This is a genomic window from Allostella sp., from assembly GCF_041913585.1.
In the GTDB taxonomy this organism is placed as follows: domain Bacteria; phylum Pseudomonadota; class Alphaproteobacteria; order ATCC43930; family Allostellaceae; genus Allostella.
The window spans coordinates 1-14,888 of sequence record NZ_JAYSFE010000114.1 but is presented as its reverse complement, the minus strand read 5'-3'; the positions used below and the strand labels follow the sequence as shown (position 1 = coordinate 14,888).

Below are 14,888 nucleotides of genomic sequence, written 5' to 3'. Positions count from 1 at the left end.
CTACTCGACCGCGCTGCCGCTGGCCCAGGGCATCCGGTTCGAGATCGACTGACGGCTCAGGGCAGGGCGGCGGCCCGTCGCAGCACTTCCGGGCGGACGGGCAGGGGACAGGCGGCGAGGAGGGCGCGCAGCGGCGGCGATCGGGCGTCGGTCATGGCCGACGCCTCCGACCGCCGCGCCGCGAAGACGGGTTCGCAGCCCATTGCCGCTGCGAGGTCATCCCACTTCGGCGGGCAGTTGAGGAAGCCGTCGCGGAAGAAGACGAACCGCACGCCGTAGGCAAGCGCCACCACGGCCGCGTGCATCGCCCCGCAGAGGACGAGGCGGGAGCGCGCGACGGCGTCGATCACCGCGAGGATGTCCGCCCCGCCGCGGACCGCCGGCGAGACGGCGCCGTCGGCGCCCCAGTCCTGCGGCCGGGCCAGCATCGCCGTGCGCTGCGGGTCCTCGAAGTGCGGGACGAGCAGGCAGGCGTGGCGCACGCCCGTCCGCGGCGGCTGGTACAGCAGCGGCAGCAGCAGGGCGGCATCGCCGATCGGCAGGCCGGCCGGGAGGCCGAGCCCCGTCCGGGTGAGGGGCCCGCGGACGGCGTGGACCGTCGCCTGGTCGAGCAGGTCCGGCGCCACCGGCGTTCCGCGCCAGCCGCAGGTCCAGAAATGGACCGGCCCGCCGCGCTCGCGGCCGAGGCGCAGGCCGCGCCGGACCCAGGCGTCGTCGAGCACCGACCCGATCAGGAAATAGACCCCGCGGTCCGCGTCCGGCAGCGGCGCCAGCAGGGTGGCGCGAAACAGCTCCGTCAGGGCATCGCCGAAATTGCGCTGCCGGTCGAGCCAGGTCCAGTATGGCAGCAGCGGGCCGGTCACAGGCGGGCGAGAAGAGCGTCGACGGCACCGGCCGGCAGTTCGAGGTCGGCGTGCAGCCGTTCGGCCGGCGTCGCGCCGGCGACGTCGGCCCGGAGTTCGCCGTAGCGCAGGCCGGCGGCGGCGGCGAGGTCGGCGAACGGGCTGGCCGCGCCGCGCGCCGCGATTTCGACCAGCGTGCCGCCGGGCGCCATGAAGACGGCGTTGGCGAGTGCGGCGCCGTGCGTCCCGACGACGATCGCCGCCTCGGCGAAGCGGCGCATCTGCTCCGCGAGGTCGAGCGCGCCGGGGTCGATCGTCTCGAAGCCCGCCCGCTCCAGCCGTTCCGCCACCGCCGCCTCGTCGGCGAGGCGGCGCCGGGCGACGGCGCCGCGCCGCACGAAGAGCCGCCGTCCGGGCCGCTGCCGGACGCCGGCGGCCGCCAGCACGCCGCGCCAGAAGGCGACGGCGGCGGGCCGCGGCACGACCAGCGGCATCGTCGCGCGGCGCAGCCCGACGACGCCGTCCGGCACCACGCGCTGCGGCAGGGCCGGCAGGGCGAGCGCCGCCGCCGCGAGCGCCAGTCCCGCCTGCTGGCGCGGATCGAGACCGGCGGTCACCACCAGCGCGTCGGGCAGGGGACCGAGCGGGATCGCGGCGAGGCGGGGCAGGAAATCGAGCAGCCAGTGGAAATGGTTCGTCGACCCGCCGAGGACGAAGAGTTCGGCATCGCCGGGCGGCGCGGCAGCGAGGGCGTCGCGTCGTGGCCCGACCCCGGTCGCGAAGGCCGGATCGAAGATCGCGTCATAGGCCTCCGCGAGATAGAGCCCCGGCACCTGGAAGGCGTCGCGGAAGGCGTGGAGGTCCAGCGTGATCGGGAAGACCAGCGGGGTCGAAAGGAGCACCTTGTCGAAGCGCACCGCCGCGACCAGGCCGTCGGGCGCGGTTCGGGCGGTCAGGCCCGCCGCCCGGCGATAGTCCTCGAGCGCGACGTCGCGGATGGCGTCCGTCATGCCTCCGCGCCGAGGATGTCGGCGACGCTGGACGCCACCGCCAGCAGCGCCGCGTCGTCGAGGCGGCGGCCGACGAGCTGGATGCCGAGCGGCAGCCCCTTCGGCCCGCGCCCGGCGGGGATGCCGACGCAGGGCACGCCGAGCAGCGTCCACAGCTTGTTGAAGACGGCGTCGCCGGTCGAGGCGAGCGTTTCCGGTGCTTCGCCCGGGGCGGCCGCGGTCAGGATCGCGTCCCAGCTTCCTGCAAGGAGGTCGAATTCGCGTCGCGCCAGGTCGGCCGCGCGCCGGGCGGCGCGTTCGTCCGCCGGGGCGATCGCCTCGCCGCGGGCGATCCGCTCGCGCAGGCGGGCGCTCAGGCGCGCCTCGTGGTGCAGCTTCTCCAGCCGGAGCGAGCGGGCGGCGTCGACGCTCATGATCGCGTCGTGCGCCGCGTGCAGGGGCTCCAGCATGGCCTCGTGCCCGAACGGGCCGACGATGTGGCCGGCACGTTCCAGGGCCCGCGCCGCCTTGCGCACCGCCGTCCGCATCGGCCCGGTCGCCGCCGACCAGGGCGGCTGCAGGCAGAGCGCGATGCGCAGCCGCGGCGGCGGCGGGACCACCGGCTCGCGGTGGAAGACCGACAGGACCAGCGCCAGGTCGGCGACCGAGCGGCCGTACCAGCCGATGGTGTCGAGCGATTCCGAGAGCGGCTTCACGCCCTCGCGCGGGACGAGGCCGAAGCTCGGCTTCAGCGAGAAGACCCCGCAATAGGAGCCGGGGCGGGTCACCGAGCCGCCGGTCTGGGTCCCGAGCGCGACATGGACGAGGCGCGCGGCGACCGCCGCCGCCGAGCCGCTCGACGAGCCGCCCGGCGTGTGCCCGGGATGGTGCGGGTTGACCGTCGGTCCCGGCTGGGCGAAGGCGAACTCGGTCGTCACCGTCTTGCCGAGGATGGTGGCGCCGGCGGCGCGCAGGAGCCCGACCACGGCCGAATCCCGGTCCGGCCTGTGCCCCGCATAGATCGGCGAATTGCACTGCGTCGGCCAGCCTTCGGCGTCGATGATGTCCTTGACGCCGACGGTCACGCCCGAGAGCGGCCCGGCCGGCGCGGCCTTCGCCGACCGGCGCGCGGCCCGCGGGTCGAAGTCGACGAAGGCGTGAAGCGTGCCGTCCCGTTCGGCGACCGCGGCGATGGCGTCCTCCGCCACCCTGGCCGCCGTCGTCGCGCCGCCGGCGACCGCCGCCCGCACCGCCGTCGCCGTCTCCCGGTTCCACTGCGTCATGCCCGGCATCCTTGTCCCGTCCTGCCCAAGCAGGCTCGTCGCTGGCTCGTCCGGCTGTCAAGCGACGCCCGCTGATCCGGCGCGGCCGGCGCTGCGTAGGGCCTGCCTGGACCAACCGATCGCACGAGGGAAACCGACCCATGTTCCGCGCTCGCCCGCTCGCCGCCATCGTCGCCCTCGCCACCGTCCTCGTCACCGCCGCCGCCGTTCCGGCCCGGGCGGACACGCTCCGTCCGGTCGCAGCGGGCCCGGTCGGGGCCGGAGCTGCCGCCGATCGCGGGGACTGGCGCTTTGCCGTCGGCGGCGGCGTGCTGGTCCGGCCCGAGTACGAGGGGGCCAAGGACTACGAAGCGGATTTCGCGCCGGTTGTGTCCGTGTCCTATCGGGAATTCGTGCAGTTGCGCGGGACGGCGCTGTCGGCCGATCTCCTGGGGATCCTCGGCGCACGGCCCGTGGCCGGCCTGCAGGCTGGACCCGTGGTCCGCTACCGCTTCGGCCGCGACCAGGACGACAGCGCCGCCCTGCGCGGCCTGGGCGACGTCGACGGCAGCGTCGAGGTCGGCGGCTTCGTGCGGTGGGCGAGCGGGCCATGGTCGATCGGGGCGACGGTCGTGCAGGACGTGGCGGGCGGCCACGAGGGCATGCTGGCGGAGCTCGACGCGGGGTGGCGGACGCCGATCGCGGCGCGCTGGACATTGGGCATTTCCAGCCAGTTGACCTGGGCGGACGGCAATTACAGCCAGACCTTCTTCGGCATCACGACCGGCCAGGCCGCGCGCAGCGGCCGGTCGCCCTACGCGGCGGATGGAGGCCTCAAGGACGTCGGCCTGACGGTCAGCCTGGACTATGCCGTCACGCGCAACTGGGGGCTGTCGGGGCGCGTCGGCTACAAGCGCCTGCTCGGCGACGCGGCCGACAGCCCGCTGGTCGACGGCGACGGTTCGCCGGACCAGTTCCTGGGCGGTCTCTTCGTCAGCTACCGCTTCTGAGGCGCGCGGTCAGCGACAGGGCCAGCGGCAGTGCCGGCTGCTCGGGCGGCAGCCGGTACATGCCGGGCCCGGCGGGCACGCACATCGGAAAGGCCGGCCACGGCACCTGGCTGTGCTCGCGCAGCCACTCGACCGCGAGGCCGGCGCGGTCGAGGGCCGTCAGCAGGCGCGAGATCGAATGGACCCACTCGTACGTGCGGCTGTTCACGATCGGCGTGCGGTCGCCGGTATAGGTCTGCGTCGCCTCGAAGACGAGCGGCCGGTCGGGCGGCGTGTCCTGCGGATAGGACGGGACGAGCCGGCCGTCGATCTCCTCCAGCATCAGCATGAAGGGATGGCCGTCGGCGAAGTAGAAGCGGCCGCCGGGTGCCAGCTTGGCGGCGATCACCCGGGCCCAGGCGTCGAGGTCCGGCAGCCAGCAGATGGTCCCCCAGGTCGTGAAGACGATGTCGAAGCGCCCCTTCACCGCCTCGGCCGCGGCGTAGACGTCGCTCTCGACAAAGCGCGCGTCGTCGCGGCCGATCCGGGCGGCGAGCGCGCGCGCCTCGGCGATCGCGGCCGGCGAGAAGTCGACCCCGGTCACCCGGGCGCCGCGGCGGGCGAGGCGCAGCGTGTCCAGCCCGAAGTGGCATTGCAGGTGGAGCAGGCGCGCACCGTCGACCGGCCCCAGTTCCGAATCCTCGATCGGGTGGAGCCGGTCGTCGCCCGCGAGAAATTCGGAAATGCGGTAGGTGCCGGTCCGATTGCCGCGGTGGATCGGCACGCGCTCGTCCCAGTTGGCCCGGTTGGCCTCGCGAAACGCCGGATCGGCGAACACCATCCCGAAGACTTCCCCTCGCAAGAGCGCCGTTTTGGCTATGATCCCGACCGTTCCGAGACGCCCCTGCCGGAGTGCCCCATGCGCGTGATCGTCGGCCAGTTCTGCCATGAGACCAACACCTTCAGCGTCCAGAAGGCGGACACCGAGGATTTCGCCAAGCTCTTCTGCTACCGCGGCAACGCGGTCGCCGCCAAGCTCGCGGGCACCAACACCGAGGTCTCGGGCTTCCTCGACGTCGCCGAGCGCGAGGGCTGGCAGGTCGTCCACACCGTCGCCACCTTCGCCAACCCGAGCGGCAAGGTGACCGACCGTGCGTGGCACGAGCTGGGCGGGATCATCCTCGATGCCGCCCGCGCCAACCCGGACGTCGACGGCGTGCTGCTGGCCCTGCACGGGGCCATGGTGACCGAGACCCACGACGACGCCGAGGGCCAGCTCCTCGAGGACCTGCGGGGAATCCTCGGACCGAAGGTGCCAATCGCGGTCACCCTCGACCTCCATGCCAACGTCTCCGACCGGATGGCCGCGCACGCCTCCGCGCTCGTCTCCTACCGCACCTATCCGCATGTCGACATGCGCGAGCGCGGCCGCGAGGCGGCCGAACTGCTGGCCCGCGCGATGGCCGGCAAGGTGCGGCCGGTGACGGTGGTGGCCCGCCGGCCGCAGCTCCTGGGGGTTGCCGGGGGCCGCACCGACGCCGGGCCGATGCTGGGCGTGCTCGCCCGGGCGCGCGCCATGGAGGCCGAGCCGGGCGTGCTCTCGGTCAGCATCAATGCCGGCTTCGCCAAGGCCGACATCGTCGACGCCGGGCCGACGGCGACCGTCACCGGCGACGGCGACGACCCGCGCTGGCGGGCGATGGCCGAGGAACTGATGGACATGGTCTGGGCGACCCGGGCGGACCGCGCCGGTGCGGTGCTGACGCCGGCCGAGGCGGCCGCGCGGGCCGCCGCCTGGACGGGCGAGCCGGGGCGGCCGCTCGTCATCGCCGACACCGGCGACAATCCGGGCGGCGGGGCCTATGGCGATTCGACCAGCCTGCTCGCGGCGCTTCTCGACGCTGGGGTCACGGGCGTCGCCCTGGGCTCGATCCGCGATCCCGAGGCGGTGGCGGCGATGACGGCGGCCGGCGTCGGGGCGGAGATCACGCTCGACGTCGGCGGCAAGGTCGATCCCGTCTTCGGCGGGCCGCCGCTCCGGTTGACGGGCACCGTCGTCCATGCCGGTCCCGGCGAATACACCCACGAGGGGCCGATGTGGGCCGGGCTGGAGGCGAGCCTCGGCCCGATCGCGGTGCTGCGGACCGCCGGCATCGACGTGCTGTGCGCGACCAACCTCCTGCAGCTCCTCGACCGCAACATGTTCCGCATCGGTGGCATCGAGCCGACGGAGCGGCGGATCCTGGTGGTGAAGTCGTCGCAGCATTTCCGCGCCGCCTTCGGCCCGATCGCCGGCGAGATCCTGGTCGTCGACGGCGGCGGCCTGACCACCCGCGACTATTCGCGGATGCCGTTCCGGCGGCTGCGCCGGCCGATCTTCCCGCTCGACCTGCAATAGCCGGGACCCCCGCAATGGCCGGCGCGGCCCGGGGGCGGGTGCGTCTGATCGTCGTCGACACCAACCTCCTCGATGTCGACATGCACAATTTCAACTTCGCGCGGGGCGTCGCGCGGGACGGCCGGCGCTTCGGCCTGGCGCCGCGGATCGTGGTGCCGAAGCGGGCGCCGGCCAGTCTGGTGCAGGCGCTCCACGCGCGGGCGGTGCTGTCGTTCTCGGCCGCCGACACCCTGATGCAGGACCGCCTGAGCTGGCGGATCGCCGAGACGGTGGACGGCGGGGCGCTGCTCGCCGCCGACCTCGCCGCCCTCGACGGATCGGCCGCGATCGCCGATTCTGTGGTGCTGCTGCCGACCGCCAGTTCGCGCGAGATCCTGGCACTCGCCCTGGCGCTGGAGCGGATCGCCCCGCCCCGGGCGATCGTGATGGGCTTCCACAGCCTGCGCACGGGCGATCCCGACCGCCGCCCGACCAACCAGGTGCTGGGGTTGCTGCGCTATGCCATGAACCGGCTCCGCCGGGTGTTCCCGCCCGAGCGCATCCTGGTCCATGCCACGACCGGCCTGCTCGCCAAGGATATGGCGGACCTGCTGCGCCACCAGGTCCGGGTCTGCCCGCACCCGATCTGGTACGACCTGGCGGCGCCGGTGCTCGACGCCGAGGCGCCGCCGCCGGACGGGCGTACGACCTTCGCCGTGCTGGGCGGCAATCGCCTCGACAAGGGCAGCGACATGGTGGCCGGGATCGCCCGCGAGGGGGTGGGACTGGCCGACCGGGCGCGGCTGCTCGTGCAGTTGCTGCCCCGCCTGCGCGAGCCGGCCGGGACCTCGATCGCCGACGCCCTGGCCGGCAATCCGCTGGTCGCGATCCGCCGTGGCGTGATGCCCGAATCGGCAATGCTCCACCATTGCGCCACGGCCGACGCCGTGCTCCTGCCCTACGACCCCGCGGAGTATCGCGACCGCGCCTCGGGCATCTTCGCGATGGCGGTCGCCATGGGCCGGCCGGTCATCGCCCCCGCCGGCACCTGGATGGCCGAGCGGCTGCAGGCGGGCGAGGCGACCGGCATCGTGGTCCAGGTCCATGCCGCCTTCGCCTACGTCGCGGCGATGCGGCGCTTTCTGGTCGAGCCGGCGCGCTTCCAGGCGGCGGCGGCCCAGCGCGCGGCGCCGTGGCGGGCGCGCGAGAGCGGCCTCCGGTACCTGGAGGCGATGGTCCGCGACCTCGACCGCGCCGGGCTTTGGACCGGCCCTCAGATGTCGTCGAGCGGGTAGATCGGCCGGCGGACGTTGCGATAGGTCAGGATGCGGTTGTCGGAGGTGGTGACCCCGACGCCGTCGAGGGTGATCGTGTGGCGCGCGATCGGGGCGAAGCCGGCGCGATAGTGGATGCGCGATTTCAGCAGCAGATAGCGCGTCGATTTCGGGTCGATCCCGACCGAGGTGAAGACGCCCTCGTCCCACGGCTCGTGGTGGCGCGACACGATGACGATCTTGACCTTGCCGGTATCGAGCACCGCGGTCGGGCCCATATGGACATGGACGCCGGTGTACATCGGGCCGCGCACGATCCAGTCGCCGTCCGAGAGCGTGCGGACGCGGCCGGTGATCTCCAGCGGCTCGCCCTGCGCCCCGATCGCCGGCATCGAGGTCCGCCCGCCGAGCCGGATCGTGGTCTCGCGGCCGATGCCCGTCCGCATCAGTTCCTCGACCGCGACCGGGTCCCACACCGCTGCGACCGCGACGTCCTCCAGGCCCACCTCGATCACCGCCTTCAGCACGGTCATGACGTCCTGGTTGCCGCCCGAGCCGCAATTGTCGGCATGGTCGAGGAGGACGATCGGGCCGTCGGCCAGCGCCTTGGCCCGCGCCAGCGCGTCGTCGATCGGCTCGTGGCGATAGGCGAACTCGACGCGCTGCGCCCAGGCGGCGTCGAGGATCTCGTCGACCGCCGCCTGGGCCGCCGCGCGGTCGCCGTCGGCGACGACGATGGCCGAGATGCCGGCCTCCGGGATGTCGGCCATCGGGAAGCCGCCGAAGATGGTGGCGGCGAGGATGCCGGGCCGCCGCTCGATCTCGCGCGCCAGCGCGACCAGCGCGCGCATCGGCTCGTCGTCGGTGCCCATGCGCAGGGTCTGGGCCAGGATCGGCCGGTTGCCCCAGGCCATCACCGGGTCGAGTTCGCCCTTCAGCGCGCGCATCAGGACGCGGCCGATCTGCTCGCCGACGACGTGCATGTCGGTGTGGGGATAGGTCTTGTAGCCGATGAGGGCGGTGCAGTTGTCGACCATGCGCTGCGTCAGGTTGCAGTGCAGGTCGAGCGTGACGGCGATCGGCAGGCCGGGGCAGCGCTGCCGCAGCCGCTCCAGCAGCGTGCCCTCGCCGTCGCCCGTCGTCTCGGCGACCATGGCGCCGTGGAGGTCGAGGAGGGCGGCGTCGCAGCCCGGCGCGGCGTCGAGGATGGCGCCGACCATCTTCTCGTAGGCCTCGGCCGAGACCGGGCCGCTCGGCATCGCCTCGGCGGCGACCGGGGTGACGATCTCGGCGCCGGCCGCCTTGGCGAGCTCGATATAGGCGCCCATCGGCATCGCGGTGCCCTCGTAGGCGGCGCGCGCCGCCGGCCCGAGATGCGCGCCCCACTCGACGAACCGCTGCCAGCCGGTCTCCACGGGCGAGAAGGTGTTGGTCTCGTGTTTCATCATCGCAATCAGGATGCGCATGGCGGGAGAGGGTCCTGCGGCGGGTGGATCGAAGCCGCGATCATGGCACGGAACGTGAGTGGGGCAATGGCGGCGAACCGTCGCCCGGGTGGGGATCGTTTGGCGCTGTGCTCGGTCGGGCATTTCCGTAAACTCGCCCGGTCGCGACGGCGACCTCCCCCCGATCGGTGCCGACCCCGCCCACCGGAGACCCCATGCCCACCACCTGGATCAAGAACATCGACTGGCTCGTCGCCTGGGATCGCGCCAACCCCGAGACGCCGAACGAGCGGCGCTGGGGCGGCCGCCATTCCTATGTCCGGGATGCCGACCTCGTCTTCACCGACGACGAGATCACCTTCGCCGGCAAGGGCTATGCCGGCCATGCCGACCGGGTGATCGACGGCCGCGGGCGCTTCGTCATCCCGGGGCTGGTCAACATCCACACGCACCCCTGCTCCGAGCCGATGATGAAGGGCCTGTCGGAGGAGCGGAAGAGCCGGCAGCTCCAGATGAGTTCGCTCTACGAATACATCTTCCTGCTCGGCCGGCCGGCCCACGCCTCGCCCGCCGACGCCGTCGACCAGGCCCATGCAGAAGAGTTCGGCCAGGGCGACTTCCCGGCCTACTCGGCCTCGACCCAGGTCGCGATCTCGGAACTGCTGACGAGCGGCGTCACCACCTTCGTCGACTATTCCGCCCCGCGGCCGAACTGGCTCGACGAGGTCGCCTCGACCGGCATCCGCACCTGCGTCGCGCCCTCCTTCCGCTCGGGCTCCTGGTACACGCCGAACGGGCACGAGGTGCTCTACCGCTGGGACGTGAAGGCCGGCCGGCGCAACTTCGACCGCGCGCTGGAGACGATCGAGCGCGCCCGTCGGCATCCGTCGGGCCGGCTGATGGGGATGCTGGCCCCGGCCCAGGTCGACACCTGCACGGCCGACCTCTTCGTCGACGCCTCGGCGGTCGCGCGCGAGAAGGGCATCCCGATCCAGACCCACGCGGCGCAGTCGGTCGTCGAATACCGCGAGATGTTCCGCCGCCACGGCAAGACGCCGATCGAGTGGCTGGAATCGCTCGGCGTGCTCGGCCGCGAGTTCATCGTCGGCCACGGCATCTTCCTCGACGAGCATCCGTGGATCATGAACCCCGACCACCGCGACCTCGACCGCTTGGCCGACAGCGGCACCACCGTCGCCCACTGCCCGAACCAGTTCGCGCGCGGCGGCATGGTGATGCATCACTTCGGCAAATACGTGAAGCGCGGCGTCAACATGGGGATCGGCACCGACACCTTCCCCCACAACATGATCGACGAGATGCGCTGGGCGCTGACGGTGGCGAAGATCGCGTCCGGCGACATCAGCTCGACCAGCATCTCCGACGTCTTCCACGCCGCCACCGTCGGCGGCGCCTGGGCCCTGATGCGCGACGACATCGGCCGGCTGGAGAAGGGCTGCAAGGCCGACTTCGTGTCGATCGACCTCGCGCACCCGCACATGGTGCCGGCGCGCGACCCGCTGAAGAGCCTGGTCGTCACGGCGCTGGAGCGCCCGATCCGCGAGGTCTGGGTCGGCGGCGAGGAGGTGATGCGCGACGGCAAGGCGCTGAAGATCGACCTCGCCCGCAACCTCGACGGCCTCAGCGAGGGCCAGCGCCGCGGCATGCTCGGCATCACCGAGCGCGACTGGGCGCGGCGCTCGCCCGAGGAAGCGTTCCCGATGGCGCTCGGGACGATCGGCTCGAACCAGCCGCCGGCGCGCTGAACGGCAGGCAGGAGCACCCCGAAGCCCGCATGAACGACACCCGGCCGGCCAGGCCCGGCATCGCCCTGCTGCCGCTGGCGGTCGCCGCGATGCTGGTGCAGCAGGGGCTCTCCTACCTCTCGACGCTGGTCTTCCCGGTGGCGATGCCGGCGCTGTCCGAGGCGCTCGGCATCGGCACCGCCTATGCGGGGCTCTATACCGGGCTCTGCTTCTGCGTCTCCAGCATGGGCCAGCTCGCCTGCGGCGGTCTCATCGTCCGCATGGGGGCGCTGCGGGTGTCCCAGCTCTCGCTGCTGCTGCTGGGCACGGGGCTGTTCCTCGCCGCCTGGGGCGAGGTCTGGCTCTTCGTGCTGTCGGCGCTGGTGCTGGGCGCCGGCAACTCGGTGTCGACGCCGGCCAGCTCGCACCTGCTCGCCCGCTACTCGCCCCCCAAATACGCGCCCCTCATCTTCTCGATCAAGCAGACCGGGGTGCCGGTCGGCGCGGTGACGGCGGGCGCGGCGGTGCCGCTGCTCGTCGTCCACTATGGCTGGCAGAGCGCCTTCGTCGTCTTCGGCTGCATCTGCTGGGTGTTCGGGCTGGCCATCCAGCCGCTCCGGCGCGAGTTCGACAGCGACCGCCAGCCGCGCCACCAGCTCTCGTTCGCCGCCATCGGCGCCACCATCCGCACCGTCTGGGGCGACGAGGGGCTGCGCGGCTATGCCTATGCGATGTTCTGCTTCGTCGGGCTGCAGGCGATCTTCGGCTCCTTCTTCGTCAGCTACCTCAGCACCGGCATGGGCTATTCGCTGACCGCGGCCGGCAGCGTCTTCGCGCTGGCCCAGGCGATCGCGATCGGCGCGCGCATCGGCTGGGGCTGGATCGGCAGCCGCTGGCTCGATCCGCGGATCGTCCTCGGCGGGCTCGGCTTCGCCATGGCGCTGGCGTCGCTCGGGATCGCCGCGATCGGGCTCGGCCTGCCGCACTGGGCGATCCTCGTCATCGCCGTGTGCTACAGCGCGACCGCGGTCGGCTGGCACGGGCTCCTCCTGGCCGAGGTCGCGCGCCGCGCGCCGCCCGGCCGCATCGGCGCCATCACCGGCGGCGTCGTCGCCTTCGGCGGCGCCGGCATGATGAGCTACCCGCTCCTCCATGCCGGGCTGCTGCAGCTGACCGGCGCCTATGGCTGGGGCTTCGCCCTCGGCGCCTTCCCGGCAGCCTTGGTCGGGCTCCGGTTGGTCCGCGGGCGACGGTAGCGAAAACTGCGGGTTTCGCCAGCCGGCCGGGCGTGGGATCGTGCTCCCGGGGCGACGATGGCCGGGGAGTGTTGGACCATGACCATGCTGGTGACGGGGGCGGCGGGGTTCGTCGCGGCGGCGCTGGTCGAGGAGGCGGCCCGACGCGGCGAGACGGTGGTCGCGGTCGATCGGACGCCGCCGCCGCCGGCGCTCGCCGCAGCCTGGGCGGCGCTGCCGGGCCGCGTGCGCTTCGCGGTGGCCGACGTGCTCGACGCCGCGGCGATCGGCGACGTCCTCGCCCGCCACCGACCGGCGGTGGTGGTGCATGGCGCCGCGATCACCGCCGGGCCGGCGCGCGAGGCTGCGGCGCCGGCCGCCATCCTGGAGACCAACATCGTCGGCGTCGCCCGCGTGCTGGAGGCGGCGAAGGCGGCGGGGATCGGCCGGATCGTGCATCTGAGCTCGGCCTCGGCCTATGGCGCGGCCGCCTACGACGGGGCGGTTCTCGACGAGGAGGCGACGCCGTCGCGGCCGGAGTCGCTCTACGCGGTCACCAAGTTCGCCGGCGAGCGCACGGCGCTCAGACTCGGCGAGCTCTGGGGCATCGACGTGCGGGCGGCACGGCTGACCGCGGTCTTCGGGCGCTGGGAGCGCGACACCGGCGTCCGCGACACGCTGAGCCCGCAGTTCCAGGCGACGGCGGCGGCGCTGCGCGCCGGCGAGGCGGTGCTGGACCGCCCGGGCCAGCGCGACTGGATCTACGCCCGCGACGTCGCCGAGGCGCTGCTCGCACTCCGCGACGCACCGTCGGCGGCGCCGGTCGTCAATGTCGGCCCCGGCCGCGAGTGGTCGGTCGCCTGCTGGTGCGGGCTGCTGGCGGAGCGCTTCCCGGGCTTCCGCTGGCGGCTGGCCGAGCGCGGCGAGGCGGCGACGATCGCGCTGCACGGCGATCGCGACCGCCGGCCGCTGGCGGCGGAGCGACTGGCCGCGGTCGGCTACCGCTCCGCCTGGCGGCTGGAACGGAGCTTCGAAGACTACATGGAGTGGGTCGCGGCCCACCCCGCCCTGGTCGCGCCTAGCGCGGCCGGATGACGATCGCGATCGCGCCCAGCACCAGGGCGAGCGCCGCGAACTCGGTGAAGCCGAGCGGCTCGCCGAGCAGGAGGGCACTGGAGAGGACCCCGACCGCCGGGATGGCGAGCGTGCTGATCGAGGCGATGCTCGCCGGCAGCCGGTCGAGGATGCGGTACCAGGTGTAGTGGCACCAGACCATGGCGACCGTGGAGGCGTAGACGAGGCCGAACCAGCCCATCGGGCTGCCGGCGGCAGGGTCGGGCAGGGGGGCGAGCAGCAGCGCCAGCAGGATCAGCGGCGGGCTGCCGATGAGGAGCTGCCAGGTCGTGAGCTGGGCCGGGGAATAGCCCCAGCGCCGCCCCTTGATGAGCATCGTGCCGATGGCCCAGGCGAAGGCCGAGGCCAGCATCAGCAGGGGCCCGCGCAGGTCGCCGCCGATCCGCCCGATCTCGGGCCAGACGAGCACGCCGAGGCCGGCGGCGCCGAGGAAGAGGGCGGCGATCTTGCTCCGGGTGAGCCGTTCGCCCAGGATCGGGGCGGCCATGACGGTCGAGATCACCGGCATCAGGTAGGCGATGATGCCGGCCCGCCCGGCCGCCATGTAGGCGAGGCCGAATCCGGTGAGGACGTGCCACAGCGTCACGTTGATCGCCGAGGCGAGCACCAGCGGCCCGAGCAGCGCCCGCGGTGGCAGCCGCATGCGCTCGCCCGTCGCCCGCACCAGGATCAGCATCCCGGCGGTGGCGATGACAAGGCAGATCGCCCGGAACATCCACGGCCCGAACTCGAGCACTGCCGGCTTCATCAGGGGCCAGTTGACGCCCCACAGCACCGACATGGCGGCGAGCAGGCCGAGCGTCGGCCCGTCGATGGCGTGGCCTCCGGCCGTGGCGGGGGACGGGGAGGCCGCGGCGGGCCGGCTGCTGTCGGTCATCGGGGCGATTGTCCGGGGGAGCGCGGTGCGATGCAACCGCCGTGGGCGTCATGCCCAGAATGCGGGCAGCGCATGGCCGGAGCGGTGATCCGCCCCGGCCATGGGGTGTGCCGCTACTCCGCGGGCTGCGTCAGGGCATGGGGCACCGGCGCGGCCAGGGCGGCGGGCACGTCGTGGCGCTTCAGCGGCCGGTTGCCGGCCAGCGCCCGCATCAGGACGTAGAAGACCGGCGTCAGGAAGAGGCCGAAGAGGGTGACCCCGATCATCCCCGCAAACACTGCGATTCCCATCGCCTGGCGCATCTCGGCGCCGGCGCCGGTCGAGACCACGAGCGGCACCACGCCCATGACGAAGGCGAGCGAGGTCATCAGGATCGGCCGCAGGCGCAGGCGACTGGCCTCGACCGCCGCCTCCCGCGGCGTTCGCCCGGCATGTTCGAGCTCGCGGGCGAACTCGACGATGAGGATGGCGTTCTTGGCCGACAGGCCGACCAGCACGACGAGCCCGATCTGGGTGAAGATGTTGTTGTCGCCGGCCTGGAGCCAGACCCCCGTCATCGCCGCGAGCAGGCCCATCGGCACGATCAGGATGATCGCGATCGGCAGGGTCAGGCTCTCGTACTGGGCGGCCAGCACCAGGAACACCAGCAGGACCGCCAGCGGGAAGACCCAGACCGACGAGTCGCCGGCGATGATCTCCTGGTAGGTGAGGTCGGTCCA

13 protein-coding genes are annotated in these 14,888 nt (G+C 73.2%); 6 read left to right on the top strand and 7 right to left on the bottom strand.

Annotation, left to right across the window (positions count from 1 at the left end; translation table 11 throughout):
• Positions 1-56 precede the first annotated feature (56 nt).
• From ACE3Q3_RS18680 to ACE3Q3_RS18670, 3 genes are read right to left on the bottom strand one after another with little or no spacing between them, the layout of a single operon-like run.
• Positions 57-863: a hypothetical protein gene (locus ACE3Q3_RS18680; protein ID WP_374448668.1), complete on the bottom strand. Its 807-nt coding sequence runs from the start codon at positions 861-863 to the stop codon at positions 57-59.
• Entirely contained in the window at positions 860-1,852 is a 993-nt protein-coding gene (locus ACE3Q3_RS18675; protein ID WP_374448666.1) for a DUF563 domain-containing protein, read from the bottom strand. The genes ACE3Q3_RS18680 and ACE3Q3_RS18675 overlap by 4 nt, the downstream gene beginning before the upstream one ends.
• Positions 1,849-3,114 (bottom strand): amidase, encoded by a 1,266-nt coding sequence (locus tag ACE3Q3_RS18670; RefSeq protein ID WP_374448663.1) that lies wholly within the window; start codon positions 3,112-3,114, stop codon positions 1,849-1,851. The genes ACE3Q3_RS18675 and ACE3Q3_RS18670 overlap by 4 nt, the downstream gene beginning before the upstream one ends.
• Positions 3,115-3,254: 140 nt before the next feature.
• Between ACE3Q3_RS18670 and ACE3Q3_RS18665 the strand changes: the two genes are divergently transcribed.
• Entirely contained in the window at positions 3,255-4,103 is an 849-nt protein-coding gene (locus ACE3Q3_RS18665; protein ID WP_374448661.1) for a MipA/OmpV family protein, read from the top strand.
• On the opposite strand, the gene ACE3Q3_RS18660 is transcribed toward ACE3Q3_RS18665, so the two are convergent.
• Positions 4,087-4,923, bottom strand: a complete 837-nt coding sequence (locus tag ACE3Q3_RS18660) for a class I SAM-dependent methyltransferase (RefSeq protein ID WP_374448659.1) — start codon at positions 4,921-4,923, stop codon at positions 4,087-4,089. The two genes, ACE3Q3_RS18665 and ACE3Q3_RS18660, sit on opposite strands and share 17 nt — an antisense overlap.
• A 78-nt stretch (positions 4,924-5,001) precedes the next feature.
• Here ACE3Q3_RS18660 and ACE3Q3_RS18655 point away from each other — a divergent pair, with 78 nt between their 5' ends.
• Both ACE3Q3_RS18655 and ACE3Q3_RS18650 read left to right on the top strand, forming a co-directional pair.
• Positions 5,002-6,480, top strand: coding sequence for a M81 family metallopeptidase (locus tag ACE3Q3_RS18655; RefSeq protein ID WP_374448656.1), 1,479 nt, complete (start codon positions 5,002-5,004; stop codon positions 6,478-6,480).
• Positions 6,481-6,494: 14 nt separating this feature from the next.
• The gene (locus ACE3Q3_RS18650) at positions 6,495-7,754 is read left to right on the top strand and encodes a hypothetical protein (RefSeq protein WP_374448655.1); all 1,260 of its coding nucleotides are present in this window, start codon (positions 6,495-6,497) and stop codon (positions 7,752-7,754) included.
• Here the strand turns inward: ACE3Q3_RS18650 and ACE3Q3_RS18645 are convergent.
• Positions 7,733-9,199, bottom strand: a complete 1,467-nt coding sequence (locus ACE3Q3_RS18645; protein WP_374448653.1) for a M81 family metallopeptidase — start codon at positions 9,197-9,199, stop codon at positions 7,733-7,735. The genes ACE3Q3_RS18650 and ACE3Q3_RS18645 overlap by 22 nt on opposite strands.
• A gap of 194 nt (positions 9,200-9,393) precedes the next feature.
• Here ACE3Q3_RS18645 and ACE3Q3_RS18640 point away from each other — a divergent pair, with 194 nt between their 5' ends.
• The 3 genes from ACE3Q3_RS18640 to ACE3Q3_RS18630 all read left to right on the top strand — a co-directional run bounded on the left by ACE3Q3_RS18640 (position 9,394) and on the right by ACE3Q3_RS18630 (position 13,253).
• Positions 9,394-10,944: an amidohydrolase family protein gene (locus tag ACE3Q3_RS18640; protein ID WP_374448650.1), complete on the top strand. Its 1,551-nt coding sequence runs from the start codon at positions 9,394-9,396 to the stop codon at positions 10,942-10,944.
• A 29-nt stretch (positions 10,945-10,973) separates the two neighbouring features.
• Positions 10,974-12,179: an MFS transporter gene (locus ACE3Q3_RS18635; RefSeq protein WP_374448648.1), complete on the top strand. Its 1,206-nt coding sequence runs from the start codon at positions 10,974-10,976 to the stop codon at positions 12,177-12,179.
• A 78-nt stretch (positions 12,180-12,257) separates the two neighbouring features.
• Positions 12,258-13,253: an NAD-dependent epimerase/dehydratase family protein gene (locus tag ACE3Q3_RS18630; RefSeq protein WP_374448646.1), complete on the top strand. Its 996-nt coding sequence runs from the start codon at positions 12,258-12,260 to the stop codon at positions 13,251-13,253.
• Here the strand turns inward: ACE3Q3_RS18630 and ACE3Q3_RS18625 are convergent.
• Together ACE3Q3_RS18625 and ACE3Q3_RS18620 are read right to left on the bottom strand one after the other, a co-directional pair.
• Entirely contained in the window at positions 13,237-14,169 is a 933-nt protein-coding gene (locus ACE3Q3_RS18625; protein WP_374448645.1) for a DMT family transporter, read from the bottom strand. The genes ACE3Q3_RS18630 and ACE3Q3_RS18625 overlap by 17 nt on opposite strands.
• A gap of 113 nt (positions 14,170-14,282) precedes the next feature.
• Positions 14,283-14,888 (bottom strand): efflux RND transporter permease subunit (locus ACE3Q3_RS18620; protein WP_374448642.1); only part of this gene is annotated, 606 nt, incomplete at its 5' end.

What these genes read in the sequence shown, in the direction of transcription:
- ACE3Q3_RS18675 (WP_374448666.1), bottom strand. Translation starts at nt 1,852, where the DNA reads ATGACGGACGCCATCCGCGACGTCGCGCTCGAGGACTATCGCCGGGCG.
- ACE3Q3_RS18670 (WP_374448663.1), bottom strand. Translation starts at nt 3,114, where the DNA reads ATGACGCAGTGGAACCGGGAGACGGCGACGGCGGTGCGGGCGGCGGTC.
- ACE3Q3_RS18665 (WP_374448661.1), top strand. Translation starts at nt 3,255, where the DNA reads ATGTTCCGCGCTCGCCCGCTCGCCGCCATCGTCGCCCTCGCCACCGTC.
- ACE3Q3_RS18660 (WP_374448659.1), bottom strand. Translation starts at nt 4,923, where the DNA reads ATGGTGTTCGCCGATCCGGCGTTTCGCGAGGCCAACCGGGCCAACTGG.
- ACE3Q3_RS18655 (WP_374448656.1), top strand. Translation starts at nt 5,002, where the DNA reads ATGCGCGTGATCGTCGGCCAGTTCTGCCATGAGACCAACACCTTCAGC.
- ACE3Q3_RS18650 (WP_374448655.1), top strand. Translation starts at nt 6,495, where the DNA reads ATGGCCGGCGCGGCCCGGGGGCGGGTGCGTCTGATCGTCGTCGACACC.
- ACE3Q3_RS18645 (WP_374448653.1), bottom strand. Translation starts at nt 9,199, where the DNA reads ATGCGCATCCTGATTGCGATGATGAAACACGAGACCAACACCTTCTCG.
- ACE3Q3_RS18640 (WP_374448650.1), top strand. Translation starts at nt 9,394, where the DNA reads ATGCCCACCACCTGGATCAAGAACATCGACTGGCTCGTCGCCTGGGAT.
- ACE3Q3_RS18635 (WP_374448648.1), top strand. Translation starts at nt 10,974, where the DNA reads ATGAACGACACCCGGCCGGCCAGGCCCGGCATCGCCCTGCTGCCGCTG.
- ACE3Q3_RS18630 (WP_374448646.1), top strand. Translation starts at nt 12,258, where the DNA reads ATGACCATGCTGGTGACGGGGGCGGCGGGGTTCGTCGCGGCGGCGCTG.
- ACE3Q3_RS18625 (WP_374448645.1), bottom strand. Translation starts at nt 14,169, where the DNA reads ATGACCGACAGCAGCCGGCCCGCCGCGGCCTCCCCGTCCCCCGCCACG.